The organism is Thermomicrobium roseum DSM 5159 (assembly GCF_000021685.1).
GTDB classification, from domain to species: Bacteria; Chloroflexota; Chloroflexia; order Thermomicrobiales; family Thermomicrobiaceae; genus Thermomicrobium; species Thermomicrobium roseum.
The window spans coordinates 571821-591463 of sequence record NC_011959.1; the positions used below are offsets into that span (position 1 = coordinate 571821).

Here is a 19643-nt window from a genome sequence, read left to right on the forward strand (position 1 = left end):
CTCGGCTCCTCCTGCGTCGATCACGCGATCAATTCGGCGGCAAGCTCAGCTGCCAAAGCGTTGCTCGGAACGACGATCGCTCCAGCATCTTCCAAAGTGCGACGCTGGCGCGCATAGTCCTGCGGATCGGACTGTGTCCCGACGAGTGCGACGATACACGGAAGAATGCGACCGGTTCGCTCGGCCTCTACCCGTGCCTCCCGAATGGCCGGTGCCAACTCCGCAGCAGGGTCACTCGCTGCGCCATAACCGAGGACGAGATCGAGCACGATACCGGCAACCGTGGGATCGGCCGCCTCCCGGCGGAAGCGCTCGAGCCGGATCGTCTGGTCGATCATGGGATGTGGGCGACCGACCGTGAACTCGTCGGAGCCCAGGTCGACGAACGTGTGCTCCTCGCTGCGGTGCGGATCGGTCAGGCGCAGTTCCGGCTGCAAAGGGATATTGGAGCGAATCGGGCCGATCCGGGGTTGGAGCAAGACCATCGCTTCGTCGCAGAGTGTTCCCCCACTGTACAGCCCACGCAGATAGCGTTGGGTCGGGGCGAGGCGCGACCGCTCGGCGCGAACGCGGGCGAGCGCCTCTTGGCGACGTGGCAGGTCGAGGTCCGCGAGAGACTGGCCGGTCGCCAGATGCACGGCGAGACGCGCCGCTTCCGTGAGGTTCGCGGCCACATGAACGCCCTCTGTGACAGGAGCTGTCTGGCCGATGAATGTCGCGACGACCGGCTTTCCGCACGCAGCAGCGAAGGCGAGAACCTTTTCCGCGACCTCGGGAGCTGGCGGCTTGGAGACGAGCACGATGACCTGTGTTGCCGGGTCATGAGCGAGTGCCTCGAGACCGGCCAGCATGGTACGTCCGCCGACTCGGGCGTCGAGGTCTCGTCCACCGGTGCCGATGCCGTGGCTGATGCCGGAGCCGAACCAATCGATCAGACTGGCGAGCTGCTGCAACCCGGTTCCCGCTGCGGCAACGATACCGATCGGGCCGCGTCGTACGGCATTCATGAAGCCGAGACCGAGTCCGGCGATGAAGGCCGTCCCACAGTCCGGTCCCATGAGCAGCAGGCCGCGTTCCTGAGCTAATTCTTTCAGGCGAACCTCTTCCTCGATCGGCACGTTGTCGCTGAAGAGAAAGACGTGGCGATCAGCACGCAGCGCTTCCTCGGCCTCGATCGGTGCATAGGGACCGGGTACCGAAATCGCGACCACACTGGCCTGGGAAACTTGCCGGAGTGCTGTCCGCAGGGTGCGCAAAGTGACCTTCGCTTCGCTCACCTGGCTGGTGCGAGCGGACGAGCGGAGCCGGTGCACCGCTTCGTCGATCGCTCGCTCAGCGGCGGCATCGTCGCTAGCGCGAACGGCGATCACCAGATCGTTGGGGGATACAGTCTCGAGGCGCTCGTCCCAAAGACCTGAATCGCGAAGGAGTTCCAGATTGGCACTCGTACCCATGAGGAGTGCGGCCAAATCGACGCCGGGCAACCGGTTAACTACCGATGCGACAGCCATCAACGCCACCGAATCGAAGTACGAATTAGGCTCGATCCGAATCCGGACTACCATGTCACCTCCCCTTCCGGTGATGGAAAGAAAAAGCGACCCGGCCAACCTGGTTGTCTGCCCAGGCTGGCCGTTCTCCTGTGACCCGCTTGTCGGTCGACGTTCCCTGAACCTCGATCGAGAACGAGCGTCGTTTCGGGCGACGTTGACAACGTCGACCGCTTCTGACTATACTCCGGACGTCGTCGGAAGGCAAGAGGAGCTCGCGGTGGGCTCCTCTCCGCTTTTTCGGCACGGAACGAGGAGCGCGGTCGCGAAGCCATCGGCGAAAGGTCGGTGGCGCGGTGTTCTACTTTTTCTTGCTGGCCGATCAGAGCTCTATGCTGCCCGGAGGCCCATCGGGCCCGTTCGCCGGTGCAGCGATTCACCTTGGACTGGTGGGCCGAGCGCTGCAGCGGAGCGTTGGTCGGTCAGGCTGGTGGGAGAATCGAACGTTCGAGTGTAGCGATCAGGCCGAAGGTGACGGCCCAACCCGACGTGGCTCCGACCTGGGTGACGCGTGCGAGGAGGTGGGGGAGGCACGGGTGGTCGCCGCGGCACAGCGCCTGTGCGACGAGCAGGAACTCTCGCGCGTACTCGCCGCGAGCGGCCTGCTGCAACCAGGCTGCACTGCGTGGAGTCGTACGGCTAGCAGCTTGCAGAGCGATCTCCTGCCGCAGCGAAGACCAGCGCTCCTCTCCCGTTCGCGCAGCCAGCAAGGTGAGTGCCAAGCAGCATCCGACCAGGAGATCGTCGCCGAGTGGGGTCAGACCTGGTCCCAGCCCAGCCAAGCGATCGACCTGTTGGGCAATATGGGCACGGTCAGCGGTGATGATGGCGCCGATGAGTTCGGCCAGCAGCGCCTTGCTCCGGCTGATCGTCGTGGCGAGGAAGCGGTCCCCGCGTGGTGGGTCAGTCAGTTCGTCGAGAAGGGCCTGGAGCCGTGCCCTCTTCCACTGACATGTCCAGCGTGTCCGGAGGGTCGGCTGCCATACGCGGGTCTGCTGGTCGATGGTCAGTGGCGTCCCGTCAGGCAGCAACAGTGCTCCCTGTCCGGCGATGAGCTGGCTTCCCGTGGGCACGAGAGCGACGAGTGGGGATTTTGTCCGCAGCTGCAAGGCATCAGGTGGGAGGAGCGCGCCGGGTGTGACGACGGAGAGCCACGTGGTGCCGTCGGTCGCGTACGCGGCGCGTGGGTATGCTGCGACGACGGTCAGAGTCCGAGAGGGGCTCGTGAGCAGTGGAAGGATCGGGGAAGCCAAGCGTTGGACGGCGATCGTCATGGTGTGTCGCCCTCGCTCATGCGTGCCAGTGTACGCGAGAGGCACGCGGAAATGCGGCGACATGACTCGTTGGCGCGGAACGGTCGATCCGGGCGTGGAGAGTGAAAGGGGTCCGTATGAAGCCGCCGCGCTTTCGGTATCACGCGCCGGAAAGTCTCGATGAGGCACTGGCGGTTCTGGCCGAGACAGGTGACGAGGCCAAACCGCTCGCCGGGGGGCAAAGCCTGATCCCGATGTTGAACATGCGTTTGGCTCGCCCCAGTCTGCTCATCGACTTGAACGGTCTCAGCGAACTCGCCGGAATCGAGCTCCGCGACGGTGTGCTGGTCGTCCGGGCAATGACCAGGCATCGAGCAGTCGAGCGCTCGCCACTGGTCGCTGAACACGTTCCCCTCCTGGCCGAAGCCATCCCATGGGTGGGCCATCTGCCGATCCGAACTCGGGGGACGATCGGCGGCAGTGTCGCCCATGCTGACCCGGCCGCGGAAGTTCCGGGAGTACTCGTCGCGCTCGACGGAGCGGTACGGTTGGCCAGCCGACGTGGCGAGCGGCTGGTTTCCGCCGACGAGTTTTTCCTGGATCTTCTCACCACAGCGGCAGAACCAGACGAATTGGTGACCGAAGTGCATTTCCCGCTGCTTGGACCACACAGCGGCAGCGCGTGGCTGGAGATCGCGCGACGACATGGCGACTATGCATTGGTCGGGGCTGGAGCGGTGCTCGTGCTGGCGGAGGATGGGCGAACGATCCAGGATGCACGGTTGAGCTTCATCGGGGTCGCCGGACGACCAGTGCGAGCACGCGGGGCGGAGGCGATCCTGCGCGGGCAATCGATCGGTGAGGAAGCATGGAAGGCGGCAGCTGCAGCGGTTCGCGAAGAACTCGACCCGCCCAGTGACTTACATGCCTCAGCACAGTATCGGCGATCGGTGGCTGGAGTGCTGGCTGAACGGGCGCTCGCCATCGCTGCAGCACGAGCACAGGGAGGAGTCGCCGCATGACGGCGGTCGGAAGCGAGCGGCGGGTTATCCGCGTGACGGTCAATGGTGTTCCCTACGAGCGTGAGGTGGAAGCACGGTTGTTGCTTTCTGACTTCTTGCGACACGAACTTGGGCTGACGGGAACGCACGTCGGCTGTGAGCATGGCGTCTGTGGCGCCTGCACGATCCTGCTCGACGGCGAACCAGTGCGGAGCTGCCTCCTGCTGGCGGTCCAGGCACACGGTCACGAACTCGAGACAGTCGAGGGACTGGCGCCGAGCGAGCGGGAGCTGCATCCCTTGCAGCAGGCTTTCTGGGAAAAGCACGGTCTCCAGTGTGGGTACTGTACGCCGGGGATGCTGATGGTGCTCAAGGCGTTTCTGGCGGAAAACCCTGATCCGAGCGAAGAGGAGATCCGCGAGGCGATATCCGGGAATCTCTGCCGGTGCACCGGGTACCAGAACATCGTGGAAGCGGCTCGGTACGCAGCACAGTTGATGCGACAGAGCTGATCGCTGGAGGAGAGCGACGATGCCGACGCGGATTTTCGGGGAGCCGGTCAAGCGGGCCGAAGACCCACGGCTCTTGACGGGCCATGGACGTTACGTCGATGACATCGATCTCCCGGGGCAACTGCACGCCGCATTCCTGCGCAGTCCGCTGGCGCATGCCCGTATCCGAGCGATCGATGTGCGTGCGGCGCAGGAGATGGCCGGAGTGGTAGCTGTCTGGACCTACCAGGACATCGGACCGTGTCAGCGGCGAATGCCGTTGCTGATACCGCACCCGGACCTCACGCATCCGGCCACTCGGTACGCGCTCGCCAAGGACGAGGTAAACCATGTCGGTGAGCCGGTGGCCATGGTGATCGCCGAGAGCCGTTACGTGGCGGAGGATGCGTTGGAAGCGATCGTGGTCGAGTGGGAAGAGTTGCCGCCGGTCGTGGATATCGAGCGTGCCATCGAACCGGGCTCGCCGCTCGTCCACGAGGAACTGGGAACCAATGTCGCCGCGCATTATGTGGGGGTCGTCGGCGACCCGGAGGCGGCATTCGCTCGGGCTGCGCACGTCTTCCGCGAGCGGTTGGTGATCGAACGGAGTGCCGGCATGCCGCTCGAGACGCGTGCCGTGCTGGCGACCTGGGATCCGGTTCACGAGCTGCTCGAGGTCTGGGATACCACGCAGGCACCGATCGTGATTCGCAACGCACTGGCAGCCTTGTTCGGTCTCGCACCGACGCAGGTGCGGGTGGTAGCCCCGGACGTGGGCGGCGGCTTCGGGTGCAAGATCATGGTGTACCCGGAAGAGGTCCTCGTGCCGTATGCCGCGATGGTGCTCGGACGTCCCGTGAAGTGGACGGAGGATCGGTTGGAGCACTTCGTGGGGACGAATCACGAACGACTGCAGATCCATGAAGCGGAGATCGCGGTGGATGCCGAGGGGCGGATCGTGGCTATTCGCGACCGCTTCCTGCACGATGCCGGGGCATATACGCCTTACGGCATCATCGTCCCCATCATCACAGCTTGCCAGTTGCCCGGCCCCTATAAGGTGCCGAACTATCACGTGGAGTTTCGTGCGGTCTACTCCAATACCGTTCCCGTGAGCCCCTATCGCGGAGCTGGGCGACCACATGCCGCCTTCGTCATGGAGCGACTGCTCGATCGGGTCGCAGACGAGCTCGCACTCGACCGCGCCGAAGTACGGCGGCGCAACTTCATTCAGCCCCACGAGTTTCCCTACGATGTGGGCTTGATCTTCCAGGACGGCGCACCGACGCGCTACGACAGCGGGAACTACCCGGGTATGCTGGAACTACTCCTCCAGCAGATGGATTACGAGCGGCTGGTGCGGGAAGAACTGCCGCGTCTCCGCGCCGAGGGGCGCTTCGTTGGGGTAGGAATCGCATGCTACGTCGAGGGCACCGGGATCGGACCATACGAAGGAGCGACGGTTCGCGTCGAACCGACCGGGCAGGTGTACGTCGCGACGGGGATGCCCCAGCAAGGGCAGGCGCACAAGACGGTACTAGCGCAGATCGTGGCGGAGGAACTGCAGATTCCGCTGGATGCTGTGCAGGTGTTCGAGGGCGACACCGCACACTTTCAATTCGGATCGGGGACGTATGCCAGCCGAAGCGCTGTGGTCTGCGGGAGTGCGGTCGCGCTCGCGGCACGGAAGGTGCGGGAGCAGGGGCTGGCTCTTGCGGCGGAGGAACTCGAGGTGGCAGTGGAAGATCTGGTCGTCGAAGATGGCCGGGTCTTCGTGCGCGGTGCGCCGGAACGCGGTTTTACCTGGGCGCAGCTCGCGCAGCTGGCGAATCCCTTGCGGTACGCCTATGCCGGTGACCTCGTCGTGCGCCCGCGACCCTGGACCGGTCCGACCTTGCCGCCTGGTCGTCAGCCGGCCTTGGAAGCGACCGAGTATTACTCGCCGCCGCATGCGACGTGGGCGAGTGGAGCGGTGGGAGCGCTGGTCGAAGTCGATGTCGCGACTGGGATGGTGACGTTCCGCAAATTGTGGGTCGTCCACGACTGCGGAAAAATGATCAACCCGCTCGTCGTCGAGGGGCAGGTTCACGGCGGGATCGCGCAAGGAATCGGCGGTGCACTGTACGAGAAGTTGCACTACGACGAAAATGGCCAGCTGCTCAATGCGAGCTTCATGGACTTTCTGATGCCGACCGCGATGGAAATCCCGCGAATGGAAGTCGCGCATCAAGAGACCCCCTCGCCCTTGAACCCATTGGGTGTCAAAGGGGTCGGCGAGGCTGGCGCGATCCCCTTGCCGGCACTCGTTGCGGCAGCGGTCGAGGATGCCCTCCGGCCATTCGGGGTACGGATCACGCGCATGCCGCTCGATCCGGATACCATCTGGCGCATGACGCATCCGGAGGAGACGGCATGACCGCGGTTGGAGACGACTGCACAGCGAGGAGTGGTCGAAACGCGCGGAAGAGACAGTACGTACGGAAGCAGTCGTGGCTCGTCGATGTGGAAGGGAAGGGAGAGAAGAGATGGGCAGCGTGAAGTTGTATGATCTCTCGCAGCCGCTCAATCAGGAAGTGTCATTCTGGCCATTCTATCCTCCTTTTGAGGTCAAGTACATCAAACGCAAGGCCGAGCATGGGGTCAATGCGCAGTACATCATGACATCCAACCATATGGGGACGCACCTCGATGCCCCGCGTCACTTCATCACGAACGGGAAGACGATCGACCAGATCCCTCTCGAGTGGCTTTACGGTCCGGGCGTGATCGTCGACCTCTCGGACGTGCTGGATGAACTCGACATCTTCACGCCGGAGATGATCGAGCAACGCGTCGAGGTGCGGGAGGGAGACATCCTGTTCATCCACACCGGATGGCATCGCTACGCCCAGTTTGGCGAAACGCCCGACGAGGAGAAGTACCTGCTCCGACATCCTGGTCCGCATCCGTCGATCGTGGATTGGCTGATCGCCAAGAAGATCAAGATCTGGGGCGTCGATATGGTGTCGACGGACCATCCGATGAATCTCCCGATCGGGCGATTTCTCGGTCGTGGTGGTCTGGAACAGTGGAAGCGCGTGCGGGCGATCTGTGAGCGGAAGTTCGGCGAGAAACTCACCGAGCTCTTTCCGGAGGAGCATTACCAGCTGACGCACAACGCACTGTTCCCGCATGACTGCATCCACGTCGAGAATCTCGGTGGTGAGATCGGCCGCCGAGAGCTGCACAATCGTCGCTTGACGCTCGGGGTTTTCCCCTGGCTCTTCAAAGGCGGTGAGGCTGCCTTTTGCCGTGTGGTCGCCTTCGTCGAGGAAGCGTGATCTCGTCTTTGCGGTCGGCGAGAGCAGAGCATGAATGAGGAGTAGGGAACGAATGGCCATCGATCTGGCACGCTGTCGCGTACTCGATCTTTCCCAAGACTGGGATATTCATACGCCTGGATTCGCGCTCTACGAGGGCCCCACGGTCAAGTGGATCAAGCGGGTGGCGTTCGAGCGGGCCGGTGGGCAGTGGATTTCCTCCACGCTCCACGTGGGGACGCACTTGGATGCGCCGTTGCATTTCATCACGGGTGGTCAGGATATCGCAGCGATCCCGTTGAACAAGCTGGTCGGTTGGGCTTGCATCGTCGATCTCACCCGCTACGGGATTGGCGATTACGATATCTACGGTCCAGAGCACTTCGAGCAGTGGGAACGCGATACCGGCATCCGCATCCAGCCGGGGGACATTCTCGTCATCCATACCGGGTACCATCACTACTATCCGAGCGACTGGGCGACGGATCCAGCGCTGCGGCAGCCGGACGAGACCCGCTACTTCATCAAGCATCCGGGCCCGACCCGCGCGTTCGCCGAGTGGGTCCTTCGGCGACAGATCTCGTGGCTCGCGGTCGATTGTGCCTCGGCCGATCACCCGTTCAACACGGTGATCCGGAAGATTCGTGCAGACCTCGTGCCTGAGTTCGAGGCCAAACACGGTAAATCTATCAGCGAGCTTTTGCCGGACAGCGACTACCAGGTGATGCACTTCGCGCTCTTTCCGCATGGTGTGATTCATATCGAGAATGCTGGCGGTGAAATCGACAAAGTCCTGAACCGCCGGATCATGGTGGGCTGTTTCCCCTGGCGGTTCAAGGGTGGAGAAGCAGCCTTCTGTCGTTTCGTGGCCTTCGTGCCGGAGGACGAACTCTGAGCATGCGGGCGATGGTGCTCGAACGACCGGGGCAACCCTTGGTTCTCCAGGAGCTTCCCGTCCCGGAGCCGGGTCCGGGCCAGGTCTTGCTCCGGATCCGTGCCTGTGGTGTCTGCCGGACCGACCTCCACATCGTCGCTGGGGAGTTGCCGGGTCCGAAGTTGCCGCTCGTCCTCGGGCATCAAATCGTCGGAGAGGTTGTCCGGGCCGGGCCGGGGGCGAATCGACTCGTTCCCGGTCAGCGTGTCGGCGTGCCCTGGCTCGGCTGGACGTGCGGAGAGTGTCGCTATTGCCGAAGCGGGCGCGAGAACCTCTGTGATCGTGCCCGCTTCACTGGGTACACGCTGGATGGCGGCTTCGCTGAGTACACAGTCGCTGACGAGCGCTATTGCTTTCCGATTCCAGCGGGTTACCCGGACGAGCAGGCAGCACCGCTCCTCTGTGCCGGGTTGATCGGCTATCGTGCGCTTCGTTTTGCTGGAGAGGCCCAACGATTGGGTTTTTATGGCTTCGGTGCTGCGGCACATATTCTCACGCAAGTGGCCGTGTGGCAGGGGCGGACCGTTTATGCCTTCACCCGGCCTGGTGATCTGGAGAGTCAGGTCTTCGCGCGAGAGCTCGGAGCTGTCTGGGCAGGGGGCTCGGACGAATCGCCGCCGGAACAACTGGAGGCAGCGCTCATCTTCGCGCCGGTGGGGGCGCTCGTCCCACAGGCGCTCCGCGCGGTGGAGAAAGGCGGCATCGTCGTCTGCGCTGGTATCCACATGAGCGATATTCCGTCGTTTCCATATGCCTGGTTGTGGGAAGAACGCGTGATTCGTTCCGTTGCCAACTTGACCCGACAGGATGGCGAAGCGTTCTTGTCGCTCGCCCCAAGAGTGCCGGTGCGGACAGAGGTCCAGCTGTACCGGTTGGAAGAGGCGAACCGGGCGCTGGACGATCTGCGGCACGGGCGCATCCGCGGTGCAGCCGTCTTAGTGATCGACTAGGTCACCCGCTCGGTTGGCGCCGGACGATTGTCTTCCATAGCGCATCGATCAGCATCACGGCCGGCACGGTGAGCGCTGCCAAGAACCATCCGAGGGCGGTTGGCGGAGCTTGGCCGACGATCCGTGCGAGCGGTGGGATCGAGAGTGTCGCCAAGAGCAACACACAACTTGCAGCGAGTGCCAGTACCAGAGCACGGTTCCCAGAAAGGCCGACGCGCCACGCCGGGCGGTCATCGCTGCGGTTCGCGATTGCGTTCGCTCCCTGCCCGAGAACGATAGCGGTGAATGCTGTTCCGGAGGCAGCGAGGAGGATCGTCTCGCTGGGAACAGTCATGCCTGGTTGCCAGCTGGCGGACGAGAGCACTGCGAAGAACGCGATCATTTCCATCAATGCCTCGGTCGGTCCGAGCACCAGAAATGCCCGTACGAGAAGTGACCGATCCACGAGATGAAACCGTGGGGGTGGACTGTCGAGGACTCGCGGCGATGGTGGCTCGACGCCGAGTGCGAGGGCGGGGAGTGCATCCGTTCCCAAATCGAGAAGCAGGATTTGAAGAACATTCAGTGCGAGGGGAACGCGCCCACCACTGAGTGCCCAGATGACGAACGGAGCGAGTTCGGCAACGTTGTCGGTGAGGTGGAAAGTCAGGAAGCGGCGGATATTTTGGAAAGTCGTGCGCCCCTGCTCGATCGCAGCCACGATGGTGGCGAAGTTGTCGTCGAGCAGGATGAGATCGGCCGCCTCGCGAGCGACGTCCGTACCGCTCCGTCCCATGGCGACGCCGACATCAGCTTGACGGAGTGCCGGAGCATCGTTCACGCCGTCTCCAGTCATCGCCACGACATGACCACGTGCTTGGAGTGCACGCGCGATACGGAGCTTATCCTCTGGCGCGACGCGAGCGATGACCACCTCGTCTCGGTCGACGAGCGCACCGAGAGCGGTATCGTCCGGCGGTAATTGGGCGCTCGTCACGACGAGCGGATTATCGCCGACGAGACCGACCTCACGCGCGACGGCGAGTGCGGTAGCAGGATGATCACCGGTAACCATGATGACGCGGATACCAGCTTTCCGACAGCGGGCGACGGCTTCTTTGGCCTCCGAACGTGGCAGATCGCTGAATCCGATGAGTCCGAGGAGGATAAGTTCGCGCTCGAGCGTGTCCGGGTCGAGTACGTCGCTCGCGGATCCCGGTAGAACAGGCCGAGACGCGATAGCGATGACGCGGAGCCCTTCAGCAGCCATTCGATCGGCCACCTGACGAGCCTGTTCGGCATTGCGACAGTTGGGAAGAACGTTTTCTGGTGCGCCTTTGACGATGAGCTGTGATTCGGTCAGCACGCTGGAGCGCCGACGATGCGGATCGAACGGGTAGGTCCGCAGCACGGGAGCCTTGGCTCGGATCGTGTCCGGATCCAAGCCGATGCGATGAACCATGACCCACAGCGCGGTGTCCAATGGATCACCGAGGGGAAGCCAGCGACCGTCACGCCATACCGCTCGTCCGTCGGCGGCGAGCGCAGCAGCGCGGGCGAGCTCTCGAACAGACGCTTCAGCGCCCGGCTCGATGTCGCTTTCCCCATCAGGTTCGTAGCCCTGACCGAAGAGCCGGGCGCTACCCGCTGGGGTCCAGATGCTCGTTACCGATAGCTCGTTCAGTGTGAGTGTGCCCGTCTTGTCGGTACAAATGACGGTGGTGAGTCCGAGCGTCTCGACTGCCTCGAGGTGGCGGACCAGTGCTCGTCGCTCGGCCATGCGCTGTGCAGCGACGGCGAGAGAGAGCGTGAGTGTGGGGAGCAGCCCCTCAGGGACCAGGGCGACAGTGACACCGAGCATGAAGACGAATGCATCGAGAACCGGCAGTCGGAGGAACACCGCAACCGCGAAAAAGAGAAGACCGACACTCACAGCGAGCACAGTGATGATTCGGACCAGGCGCTGCAACTCTCGTGTCAACGGTGTCGGTTGACGTCGTGGTGCCGCGGTGAGGCGGGCGAGCTGAGCCAAGCGGGTGTTGGCTCCCGTCGCGGTCACCACGGCGATCGCCCGCCCACGAGTGAGAGAGGTTCCTGCCTGGATGGCGTCGCCTGGGGAGGGATTGATCGGAACGGACTCTCCGGTAAAGGTCGAAACATCCACGGCGACATCGATGCCTTCGAGGAGGAGAACATCGGCCGGGACGCGGTCGCCAGCTTTCAGGATGACGATGTCACCGGGAACGAGTTCGCGCGCGTCGATGACGATCTCGTGGCCGTCGCGACGCACGGTGACTCGTAGTGGTAGAAGGGAACGTAAACGCGCTGCGGCTCGTTCTGCGCGATATTCCTGGAGGAAAGCGAAGATCCCATTGAGGAGAATCACCGCGACGATCGCGAGGGCGAGTTCGGTCATTCCAGCGATGGAGGCACTGGCAGCGGCTATCCAAAGCAGGAGAGCGAAGAGATGCGTGACCTGGGCGAGTGCCAACCGCCACAGTGCTGGAGACTGTGGTTGTGGAAGTTCATTCGGCCCAAATCGCGCGCGTCGCGCGTGGACTTCTGCCTCGGTCAGTCCCCTATTGGGGTCAGTCGTCGGAATCGATGTGGAAGACGAGGCGAGTTCTCCTCCCATAGCGAGCACGGATTGTACAGGATTGAGAGAACTGCCGCGCCGTGGGTCATCACCCGGAAGGAAATAAGCGGTCTGAAACGCGAGTGGCGAACAGTTTTCGCAGCAAACGGCGTCCCGAGAGAGACTGGATAGCGGCTTGTCTGCGTGCTCCGGGCAGTGCACGTGCGCCTGGAGCCACTCCACGACGATCTCGACCGACAACGGAGGATGTCGGTCACGGACAGAAGGTCTGGGGCTACCCTGGACCGATTTTCCTCGTCGAGGGAGTCGGGAGTGCGTGCTTCCTTGCCAGTCACTTCAGCTCGCCTCGGCGAGCATGTAGGCATCGTCTGCAAGCGCCTCGCGGATCGTCCGAGGAAGAGGGACCGGCCGGCGCGTCGCTCCGTCGACGCAGACACAGAGCATCGATCCGGTCACCGCAGGTCGAGCGTCGCCGTGTCGTTGCAGGGTGAACGCGAAGGGAAGGCTCGAGCGCTGGACATCCTGGACGGCGAGCGTGCATGTACCTGTATCGTGTAACAGGAGGGGGCGGTGATACTGCACTTCGACGCGGACAGGCGGCTTCCGTAACCGTGGGCAAGCAAGTCGGTATCCGGAAAGCCGAGCAGGCAGAACAACGTGGCTTCTACCTGGGTGACGTAACGGAAAATCGCGGGATACTAGACATAGCCGAGAGGATCGACGTCAGTCCAGAGAACTTCGAACGGGATCGTGATCGACCGCATCAGTGGTCCTCCCTCGACGAGTCTTGCGGAGGGCGATATCACCGGAGCTCGCGCCACGCACGACGCTGGCTCTCCTCCTTTGTATGTCCTCCCCACAGTTCAACCGAGGGAAAGCCGACCCCTGTTGTCTCTCTCACTGACCATGACCGAGAGCGATGCAGGCGGACAGGCCAGTGCGTGGCAGAGTGCCTCATTATCTGAGCTTAACAGCCAGTGCTATGAAGAATATGACAAGACTATCGATTCGCGTGGCTCGGATACAGATGAGGAAGAATGGACATGTCGAAATGGGAGATTCAGACAGCGTGCTGTCGCAGAGCGAGGACGTCGTTATCACCAGTGACCAGCCCAGCGGAGGTCGAGCGGCGCGGCTCCCTGGGGTGGGAGCTGCTTCTCGTGTGATCGGTTCGCTCATGGGGACGCCTGTAAGGTGTCCCAGGGGGGCCGCCCGCGCGTGGACTCGTGCTGGTCGACTCGGCCAACCGGTTGGAACTGAAGACCGCGCAGCGGGGACTGGGCGATGTGGAAGCAGCGACCGACATTGCATGCCGGAAAGCGGTTGGATATACTGGAGAGTGTCGAGCCTGGGCCCACGTAGCTCAGGAGGCAGAGCACAATCTTGGTAAGATTGAGGTCCCGGGTTCGAGTCCCGGCGTGGGCTCCAGAAGCCGGTGTAGCTCAGCGGTAGAGCAGCTGTTTCGTAAACAGCAGGTCGTCGGTTCGAATCCGACCACCGGCTCCCTCAAAAATCTCAACTGGACGCGGAACTGAAAAACAGCCGCGACTGGGTTTCCAGTCGTCTCCAGTGTTTTACGGGAATCTTTACGGGAATCAGGTCTGGAGCAAGCCGTGCAGGTGCGCGCAGCCGGCACAGCGTTTCGCGTTTTTTTGCTTTCACCCTCCTGGAATCCGTGAGACAATGAGGATTCGGGGCGAAAATCCTCATGTGGACAAGGAAAATGAAATTTTCACCGGTGTCTCAGGCTCTCGTGCCGGTGAGAAAATGAGACGAGCGTCAGTGGACGGTCTGTTCAGTCCTGGAGCAGGACGCTCAGCTGCGCGAGCGCTGGCTGCATCACCTGCGCCGTCATCGGAGCAAAGTAGTCACCTGTCACCGAAAGCTGGCTTTGCCAGAGAATCGCCGAGACGGTCTCGAGATCGACCCCGGCGTGCAAGCGTAGCGTTGCAGCCGCATCGCGTCAGTCGTGGAATCGGATCGGCGGCACCCCAGCCTGCTGGCAGAGCAGGTGGAAGATGCAAGTGACGTTCCGTGCGCTGACCGGCGAACCGAGGTGCGTGGTGAAGACGAGCGACCAGGGGTTGCCGCGCGCTCGCCCGGGGCCTGCTGGCGCCACGCCCGCTGTTGATCGTGTTGCTGCACCAGCGCGTCGCGGGCGAACGGCGGCACATGGAGCGTACGGAGACTGCTTCGATTTCGCTGGTAACCGTTGCCACTGACCATACACACGCTGCAGCTACCAGCGGATGACCACCAGCCCGTCGTCGAGGTCGACATCTTCCCAGGAGAACCCTGTGCTTCCCCTTGGCGGGCCCGAGCGCTAGCGTGAGCGCGAAGAGCGGCCTGAGCCAGTGGTCGTGCGTCGGGACGAGTAGCTGCTGTGTCTCGTCGAAGCCTCACGTACGGGTGGTGGGTGGCGACACGCTTACCCATCGGACCAGAGCTGCGGTGTCGAGCCTGCCGAGCCCGTCGCGCACGGCGTTTCGAAGGAAGAGAAAATGGTATCTCCGCTCGTGTGCGCACTTCTGCGGAAGAGGGATGTCGGAGGCATAGAGCCTCGTGTGGTCCCACCAGGCGCTTTTGGACTGGAAGCCGGGATTTTTGCTTTTCTCGACGACAGCGTGCTGAGGTAGGAGCCAGCGGCAGTGCATTTTTACGCGACGGCTCGCCGCCCAAAAGGGGGCTGCGCGACTCGCGCAGCGCCCGCTGTGGCTGCTCGTGTCATGCCAAAGCTTTCCGGCCTCGCTCGCGCGACGGGATCCGCGGCAGATCGAGCCCGACGATGCGCGCGTTCATTGGTTGGGCTCGCGTCAGAGCGGTTGAGGCAAGAAGGTTGATCACCTCTCGGGTGGATCGATCGTCCCGTGGGGTGCTTCCCCGAACTGAGGTGTCGATCCCGTTAAAACATTGAAAAAAAAACCTGACGATGACCGCGGCCCCGATTTACTATCTTCAGGATAGCGATCGTGCTCGTGGTCGCGGGTGGGCGAGGTGCGACGGCGATTCTTCGGTTCACGGCGATTCTTTGGTACTGTTCTTCGTGCGCTCATAGTAGCTACCTGTCTCGTTGCGGTCGTGCTTGTGCCTCTTCCGCGCATCGAGTGCCGTTGCGGGGCGGATCTTCCGCACGAGCACAGCGCGCTCGGGTTCTCACCGCATCACCATCATGGTCAGACAACTGTGACGCGCTCGGTTGACCCGGCTGCGGATGCCGAGCTGAAAGCGGACTCTGACCTTCGGGTCATGACCGGGTTGCCGCTGCTTGCCGAGTTCCCAGGAATGTTGGTCGTGGGACATCGAAGTCGAGTGCGTCCAGGCGAAACGATCGATCATCCGGTCGGAGTACAGCAGGATCCCGAATCTCCCCCACCGCGATCGTCTCCCGAGGCTGCGTGGTGAAGCGAAGACCGCGAAGCGTGGAGTCCGGTTTTGGGAATATGCGGACGTTGGGGGTGTCGCAATGCGTCGCCTACTCCTGTTCGGGTGCCTGCTGTCGGCCTTGCTTCTGGTTGCCTGTGGTGGAGGCGGAGGCAGGTCAGAGGAGAAGGTCACACCGCCACCGGTCAACGCTGAACTCGCTGCTGCCGGAAAAGAATACTTCAATAAATATGCGTGCAGTACTTGTCATAGCATGGCAGGCCAAGCGGGGATCGGCCCGGCGCTGAATGGTATTTACGGCAAAAAGGTGCAGCTCGAGGATGGCTCGAGTGTCGTCGTTGATGACGCTTATCTGCGCGAGTCGATCCTCCAACCGGATGCCAAGACAGTGAAGGGCTATCCGAAGGGCTCGATGACCAATGTGATTATGCCCTTCATGCCGGAACTCCAAAAGCCAGAAGTCCTGGATGCTCTGGTGGAGTACATCAAGAGCACGACGTGATTTGGTCGGCATGACCCTTTCTCGGAGGCAACGAGCGGACTCCAATTCCTTTCACCTCGCACACTTCCGCCTTCCCACAGTACGGGTGGCCAGCGCTTTCCAGCTGGCCACCCTAAGTTTGTCGCTCTCGCATGACGCTCTGAGCAGGCGCGGTGGGTGAGCGTCTGAGGGCTGGGGACGTTCTGACCGCCTTCGCCGTCCTGATCCACGAAAGACACGATCGGCGAGCTGGAGCACCTCGCTCCTGCGAGAAATGTACATGACCACCCGCTGACACGTGCTATTCGCTCGGGTGCTCGCTGGCACGGTCGTCCAGCCGGCCGTAGGCCAATGATTCCCGACACTCCCACAGCGCGGGGCACGAGCCTTGCTTGGTGCTGCGCGGAGCTGGCGGACGATGACCCTCGCGACGAACTGTCGAGGGTGGTGCTGGCTCCAAGAAAGGCACGCCTGCTACGCCTGGTGTTCGGGATATCGAGGAGCGAGTTGGCCAGGGCCAGGGGCGCTCGACTATCCTGGGAAGCGAGAAAGCGTGGGCTGCGAACGGTGGTGACTGTGCTGAGGAGCGGTACCTTGGTTGCGCCCGACTGGGACATTCCGCTTCTGGTCCTCCGCGAATCGGTCTGCGCGTGGTTGCGCGAGGATTTGGGCTATGGGGATCGCACCACACTTGCGGTCGTGTCTCCGGGTGCGACCGGCACTGCGGCGATCGTGATGCGGCAACCCGGTGTCCTCTGTGGAATGCCCGTGATCGAAGCAGTCTTTGCCGAGCTCGACACACGCCTCCGGGTCACGACGATGTGTCGGGAGGGGGAATTGGTTCCGGAGGGCACCGTTGTCGGCCAAGTTGTGGGACCGCTCCGCGGCATCCTTGCTGGTGAGCGACTGGCACTCAATCTCCTGCAGCGCCTTTCCGGTATCGCGACACTGACTCGCCGCTTCGTCGATGCGGTGGCTGGGACGGGCGTGATGATCCTGGATACTCGCAAAACGACACCGGGGCTTCGTTTGCTCGAGAAGTACGCGGTACGCGTCGGGGGTGGGCGGAACCACCGCTTCGGTCTGTTCGATGGGGTTCTCATCAAGGACAACCACGTCCGAGTGGCGGGAAGTGTGCGCGAAGCTGTGCAGCGGGTACGCAACGTGATTCCACACACGATGCTGGTCGAAGTCGAGGTGACGACGCTCGAGGAATTGGACGAAGCACTGGCCGCTGGTGCGGACTGGATTCTGCTCGATAACATGGATGTCGAGACGATGCGTGAGGCCGTCCGTCGCGTGGCTGGGCGTGCCAAGCTCGAGGCATCCGGTGGTGTAACGCTCGAGCGCGTGCGCGCGATCGCCGAGACAGGAGTGGATGCGATTTCGGTCGGCGCGCTGACGCACTCAGCGTCTGCACTCGACATCTCCCTGGAGGTCGTGGCTGTCGACGGACGCTGAAGGAGGGTCAGTCGAGCTGATGGAACAGCAGGAACTCGTTCGAGAGATTCTCCGACTCAAGGAGGAGCGTCGTGCGGTCATCCTGGCACATAGCTACCAACGGCCAGAGGTGCAGGATATCGCTGACTTCGTCGGTGATTCGCTCGGGTTGTCGCGCGAAGCGACGCGGACGGATGCCGACGTCATCGTTTTCTGTGGCGTGCATTTCATGGCCGAGACCGCGGCGATTTTGAATCCCGAGAAAACGGTTCTACTGCCTGATCTCGAGGCCGGCTGTTCGCTCGCCGAGACGATCAACCCGGAGGACGTGCGGGCCTGGCGCGAGCAACACCCTGACGGAATCGTCGTGGCCTACGTGAATACCAGTGCAGCAGTGAAGGCCATGGCCGACATCTGTTGCACGAGCGCGAACGCTGTGGAAGTAGTCGCGAGCCTGCCAGAAGATCGACCGATCTTCTTCGTTCCCGACATGTTCCTGGGTGCACATGTCGAGCGCGTGACGGGGCGTAAGCTGGATATCTGGCTCGGCGAATGTCATGTCCATGCGGGGATTCGAAGTGAAGATCTTGCAGCGCAGCTCGCTGCGCATCCGGACGCCGAATTCCTCATCCACCCGGAGTGCGGTTGCAGCTCGACCTGCATCTTCCTCCGCCCGGATGCGAAGTTGCTCTCGACTGAAGGGATGGTTCGCTACGCTGCTCAGTCGGCAGCACGGGAATTCGTTGTGGCAACGGAAGTCGGTATCCTGCACCGGTTGCACCAGAAAGCCCCGGGGAAGCGCTTCATCCCAGTCCGCGAGGACGCGATCTGTCACTACATGAAGCGAGTCACGCTCGAAAAGGTGTACGAGTCGCTGCGCGATCTGAAGTATGTGATCACGGTTCCCGAGGAGATCGCTGTGCCGGCACGCCGTGCCTTGGAGGCGATGCTCGCTCTGGGGTGAAGCCGAGAGATACGCGTGGCAGCGCCGGAGTAGCGATCGCGATGTCGACGGGATACCCAGTATCTCCCGCGAGTCCGATCCGGTCCCACAGTCGTTGGCACCTGGTGGACGTACCACCGCTCGATCGGAACGTGCGCATCGCGCCCCTCGGAAGCACCGGTGTATCGCTGGGCTAATCGGTGATCGTCAGGCCGCGAGGGTGCGATACTTTGTCGGTGCGGACAGGCACAGCGTGAGTGCCTCCGGTTACTCGCGTGCTGCCTCCACGAACCGGTTCGTGAAGGCGAGCCGGGCATCCAGGTCGCCGTGTAAGAGTCCACGAGATCGCATCCAAGCGGCGTAGTCGGTCCAGCGCTTTTCCTCTTGCCAGCCGAAGATGGGTACTCCCTCCGTCCACAGCGGGGCCAGGAGGCGGATGCCACGCTCTTCGAGCGTCTGATTCGTTTCCGGGTACTTCCGAACCAGAAGCTGGACTGCTCCATCGAGATCGGCCGCTGCTTCACGATAGCCCTGGATCATCGCGCCTACGAAGCGCTGTACGCGGTCAGGTTGCTCGCGGACCTGCTGCTCACTCGTCACCATGACGAGTTCGTAAAAATCGGGCACGCCCCACTGTTCGACGCGCAAAATGACGGGTCGTTCGCCTTGTTGCTCGATGAGAATCGACTCGTGAACCCAGTAGGCACCGATCACTGCATCGACCTGCCCGCTCAGCAAGGCTCGCACGAGCTCGTAACCCACGTTCACCAGTTTCACGTCGTCGAGGTGCGCGCCGTCGGTTTCCAACATGGTCGCCAGCAGGGCTTCGTCGCTGGGGAGGCCTGGGTAACCGACCTGCTTACCGACGAGATCGCGTGGTCGCGTGATACCGCTTCGCTCCAACGCCATGACGGAATTCAACGGATGCTGAACGAGCGCTGCGATCGAGACGATCGGGATACCTTCGGCGCGGGCGAGGAGGACGTCGGTCTGGTAGCTGATACCGAACGTATTGCGTCCGGTGGCCACGAGTTTGAGCACGTCTTCCGGGTTGGCTGGCACGTCGAGCGTGACCTCGAGTCCCTGCCCGCGAAAGAAACCTCGTTCCTGCGCCATGAGCAGTCCGGTGTGATTGGACCAGGGGTACCAGTCGAGCGCGACACTGACTGCCTCGAGTTGGCCGGATGCAGGCGTGGGGCCGAGTGCAGGCGGAGTCGACGTCGGAGCCGTCTCGGTCGGTGGCGACCCCGCTCCGCGACGACAGGCGGTAGCGAGAGCGATGGCGCCGAGGGCGAAGAAACGCCGGCGGGTGAAGCGATCGGCCAGGAACATCGATGAGCTCCTC

General features: G+C 62.7%; 14 protein-coding genes and 2 tRNA genes. 11 read left to right on the plus strand and 5 right to left on the minus strand.

Annotated elements, in window-relative coordinates; translation table 11 throughout:
• Positions 1-20 precede the first annotated feature (20 nt).
• Together fdrA and TRD_RS13505 are read right to left on the minus strand one after the other, a co-directional pair.
• A complete protein-coding gene (gene fdrA, locus TRD_RS02650; RefSeq protein ID WP_012641977.1) occupies positions 21-1565 on the minus strand; it encodes an acyl-CoA synthetase FdrA in 1545 nt (514 codons plus the stop codon).
• Positions 1566-1972: 407 nt separating this feature from the next.
• Positions 1973-2824, minus strand: coding sequence for an oxamate carbamoyltransferase subunit AllH family protein (locus TRD_RS13505; protein ID WP_012641978.1), 852 nt, complete (start codon positions 2822-2824; stop codon positions 1973-1975).
• Between the two features lie 116 nt (positions 2825-2940).
• On the opposite strand from TRD_RS13505, the gene TRD_RS02660 reads away from it, so the two are divergent.
• From TRD_RS02660 to TRD_RS02685, 6 genes are all read left to right on the plus strand, one after another.
• Positions 2941-3825, plus strand: coding sequence for an FAD binding domain-containing protein (locus TRD_RS02660; RefSeq protein WP_012641980.1), 885 nt, complete (start codon positions 2941-2943; stop codon positions 3823-3825).
• A complete protein-coding gene (locus TRD_RS02665; protein WP_012641981.1) occupies positions 3822-4316 on the plus strand; it encodes a (2Fe-2S)-binding protein in 495 nt (164 codons plus the stop codon). Before TRD_RS02660 ends, TRD_RS02665 begins: the two co-directional genes overlap by 4 nt.
• 19 nt (positions 4317-4335) lie before the next feature.
• A complete protein-coding gene (cutA, locus tag TRD_RS02670) occupies positions 4336-6711 on the plus strand; it encodes an aerobic carbon-monoxide dehydrogenase large subunit (protein WP_012641982.1) in 2376 nt (791 codons plus the stop codon).
• A gap of 109 nt (positions 6712-6820) precedes the next feature.
• Complete coding sequence (locus TRD_RS02675; protein WP_012641983.1) at positions 6821-7615, plus strand: cyclase family protein; 795 nt, start codon at positions 6821-6823, stop codon at positions 7613-7615.
• A 52-nt stretch (positions 7616-7667) separates the two neighbouring features.
• Positions 7668-8489, plus strand: coding sequence for a cyclase family protein (locus TRD_RS02680; protein ID WP_012641984.1), 822 nt, complete (start codon positions 7668-7670; stop codon positions 8487-8489).
• A gap of 2 nt (positions 8490-8491) precedes the next feature.
• Positions 8492-9478, plus strand: coding sequence for a zinc-dependent alcohol dehydrogenase family protein (locus TRD_RS02685; protein ID WP_012641985.1), 987 nt, complete (start codon positions 8492-8494; stop codon positions 9476-9478).
• 1 nt (position 9479) lies between these two features.
• Here the strand turns inward: TRD_RS02685 and TRD_RS02690 are convergent, their stop codons facing one another.
• Together TRD_RS02690 and TRD_RS15330 are read right to left on the minus strand one after the other, a co-directional pair.
• Complete coding sequence (locus TRD_RS02690) at positions 9480-12092, minus strand: cation-translocating P-type ATPase (RefSeq protein WP_052294044.1); 2613 nt, start codon at positions 12090-12092, stop codon at positions 9480-9482.
• Between the two features lie 297 nt (positions 12093-12389).
• Entirely contained in the window at positions 12390-12635 is a 246-nt protein-coding gene (locus TRD_RS15330; RefSeq protein ID WP_012641987.1) for an acyl-CoA thioesterase, read from the minus strand.
• A gap of 770 nt (positions 12636-13405) precedes the next feature.
• On the opposite strand from TRD_RS15330, the gene TRD_RS02700 reads away from it, so the two are divergent.
• The 5 genes from TRD_RS02700 to nadA all read left to right on the plus strand — a co-directional run bounded on the left by TRD_RS02700 (position 13406) and on the right by nadA (position 18319).
• Positions 13406-13481 (plus strand) — tRNA-Thr (locus TRD_RS02700).
• A gap of 3 nt (positions 13482-13484) precedes the next feature.
• Positions 13485-13556 (plus strand) — tRNA-Thr (locus TRD_RS02705).
• A 1960-nt stretch (positions 13557-15516) separates the two neighbouring features.
• Positions 15517-15936, plus strand: a complete 420-nt coding sequence (locus TRD_RS14090; RefSeq protein ID WP_012641994.1) for a c-type cytochrome — start codon at positions 15517-15519, stop codon at positions 15934-15936.
• Between the two features lie 573 nt (positions 15937-16509).
• Positions 16510-17376: a carboxylating nicotinate-nucleotide diphosphorylase gene (gene nadC / locus TRD_RS02720; protein ID WP_052294104.1), complete on the plus strand. Its 867-nt coding sequence runs from the start codon at positions 16510-16512 to the stop codon at positions 17374-17376.
• 19 nt (positions 17377-17395) lie between these two features.
• Complete coding sequence (gene nadA / locus TRD_RS02725; protein WP_012641996.1) at positions 17396-18319, plus strand: quinolinate synthase NadA; 924 nt, start codon at positions 17396-17398, stop codon at positions 18317-18319.
• A gap of 246 nt (positions 18320-18565) precedes the next feature.
• Here the strand turns inward: nadA and TRD_RS02730 are convergent, their stop codons facing one another.
• Entirely contained in the window at positions 18566-19630 is a 1065-nt protein-coding gene (locus TRD_RS02730) for an ABC transporter substrate-binding protein (protein WP_012641997.1), read from the minus strand.
• Positions 19631-19643: the final 13 nt, after the last annotated feature.

Coding starts and splice junctions, on each gene's coding strand:
- TRD_RS02660 (WP_012641980.1), top strand. CDS start 2,941: ATGAAGCCGCCGCGCTTTCGGTATCACGCGCCGGAAAGTCTCGATGAG.
- TRD_RS02685 (WP_012641985.1), top strand. CDS start 8,492: ATGCGGGCGATGGTGCTCGAACGACCGGGGCAACCCTTGGTTCTCCAG.
- TRD_RS02665 (WP_012641981.1), top strand. CDS start 3,822: ATGACGGCGGTCGGAAGCGAGCGGCGGGTTATCCGCGTGACGGTCAAT.
- fdrA (WP_012641977.1), bottom strand. CDS start 1,565: ATGGTAGTCCGGATTCGGATCGAGCCTAATTCGTACTTCGATTCGGTG.
- nadA (WP_012641996.1), top strand. CDS start 17,396: ATGGAACAGCAGGAACTCGTTCGAGAGATTCTCCGACTCAAGGAGGAG.
- TRD_RS14090 (WP_012641994.1), top strand. CDS start 15,517: ATGCGTCGCCTACTCCTGTTCGGGTGCCTGCTGTCGGCCTTGCTTCTG.
- TRD_RS13505 (WP_012641978.1), bottom strand. CDS start 2,824: ATGACGATCGCCGTCCAACGCTTGGCTTCCCCGATCCTTCCACTGCTC.
- TRD_RS02675 (WP_012641983.1), top strand. CDS start 6,821: ATGGGCAGCGTGAAGTTGTATGATCTCTCGCAGCCGCTCAATCAGGAA.
- cutA (WP_012641982.1), top strand. CDS start 4,336: ATGCCGACGCGGATTTTCGGGGAGCCGGTCAAGCGGGCCGAAGACCCA.
- TRD_RS02690 (WP_052294044.1), bottom strand. CDS start 12,092: ATGGGAGGAGAACTCGCCTCGTCTTCCACATCGATTCCGACGACTGAC.
- TRD_RS02680 (WP_012641984.1), top strand. CDS start 7,668: ATGGCCATCGATCTGGCACGCTGTCGCGTACTCGATCTTTCCCAAGAC.
- TRD_RS02730 (WP_012641997.1), bottom strand. CDS start 19,630: ATGTTCCTGGCCGATCGCTTCACCCGCCGGCGTTTCTTCGCCCTCGGC.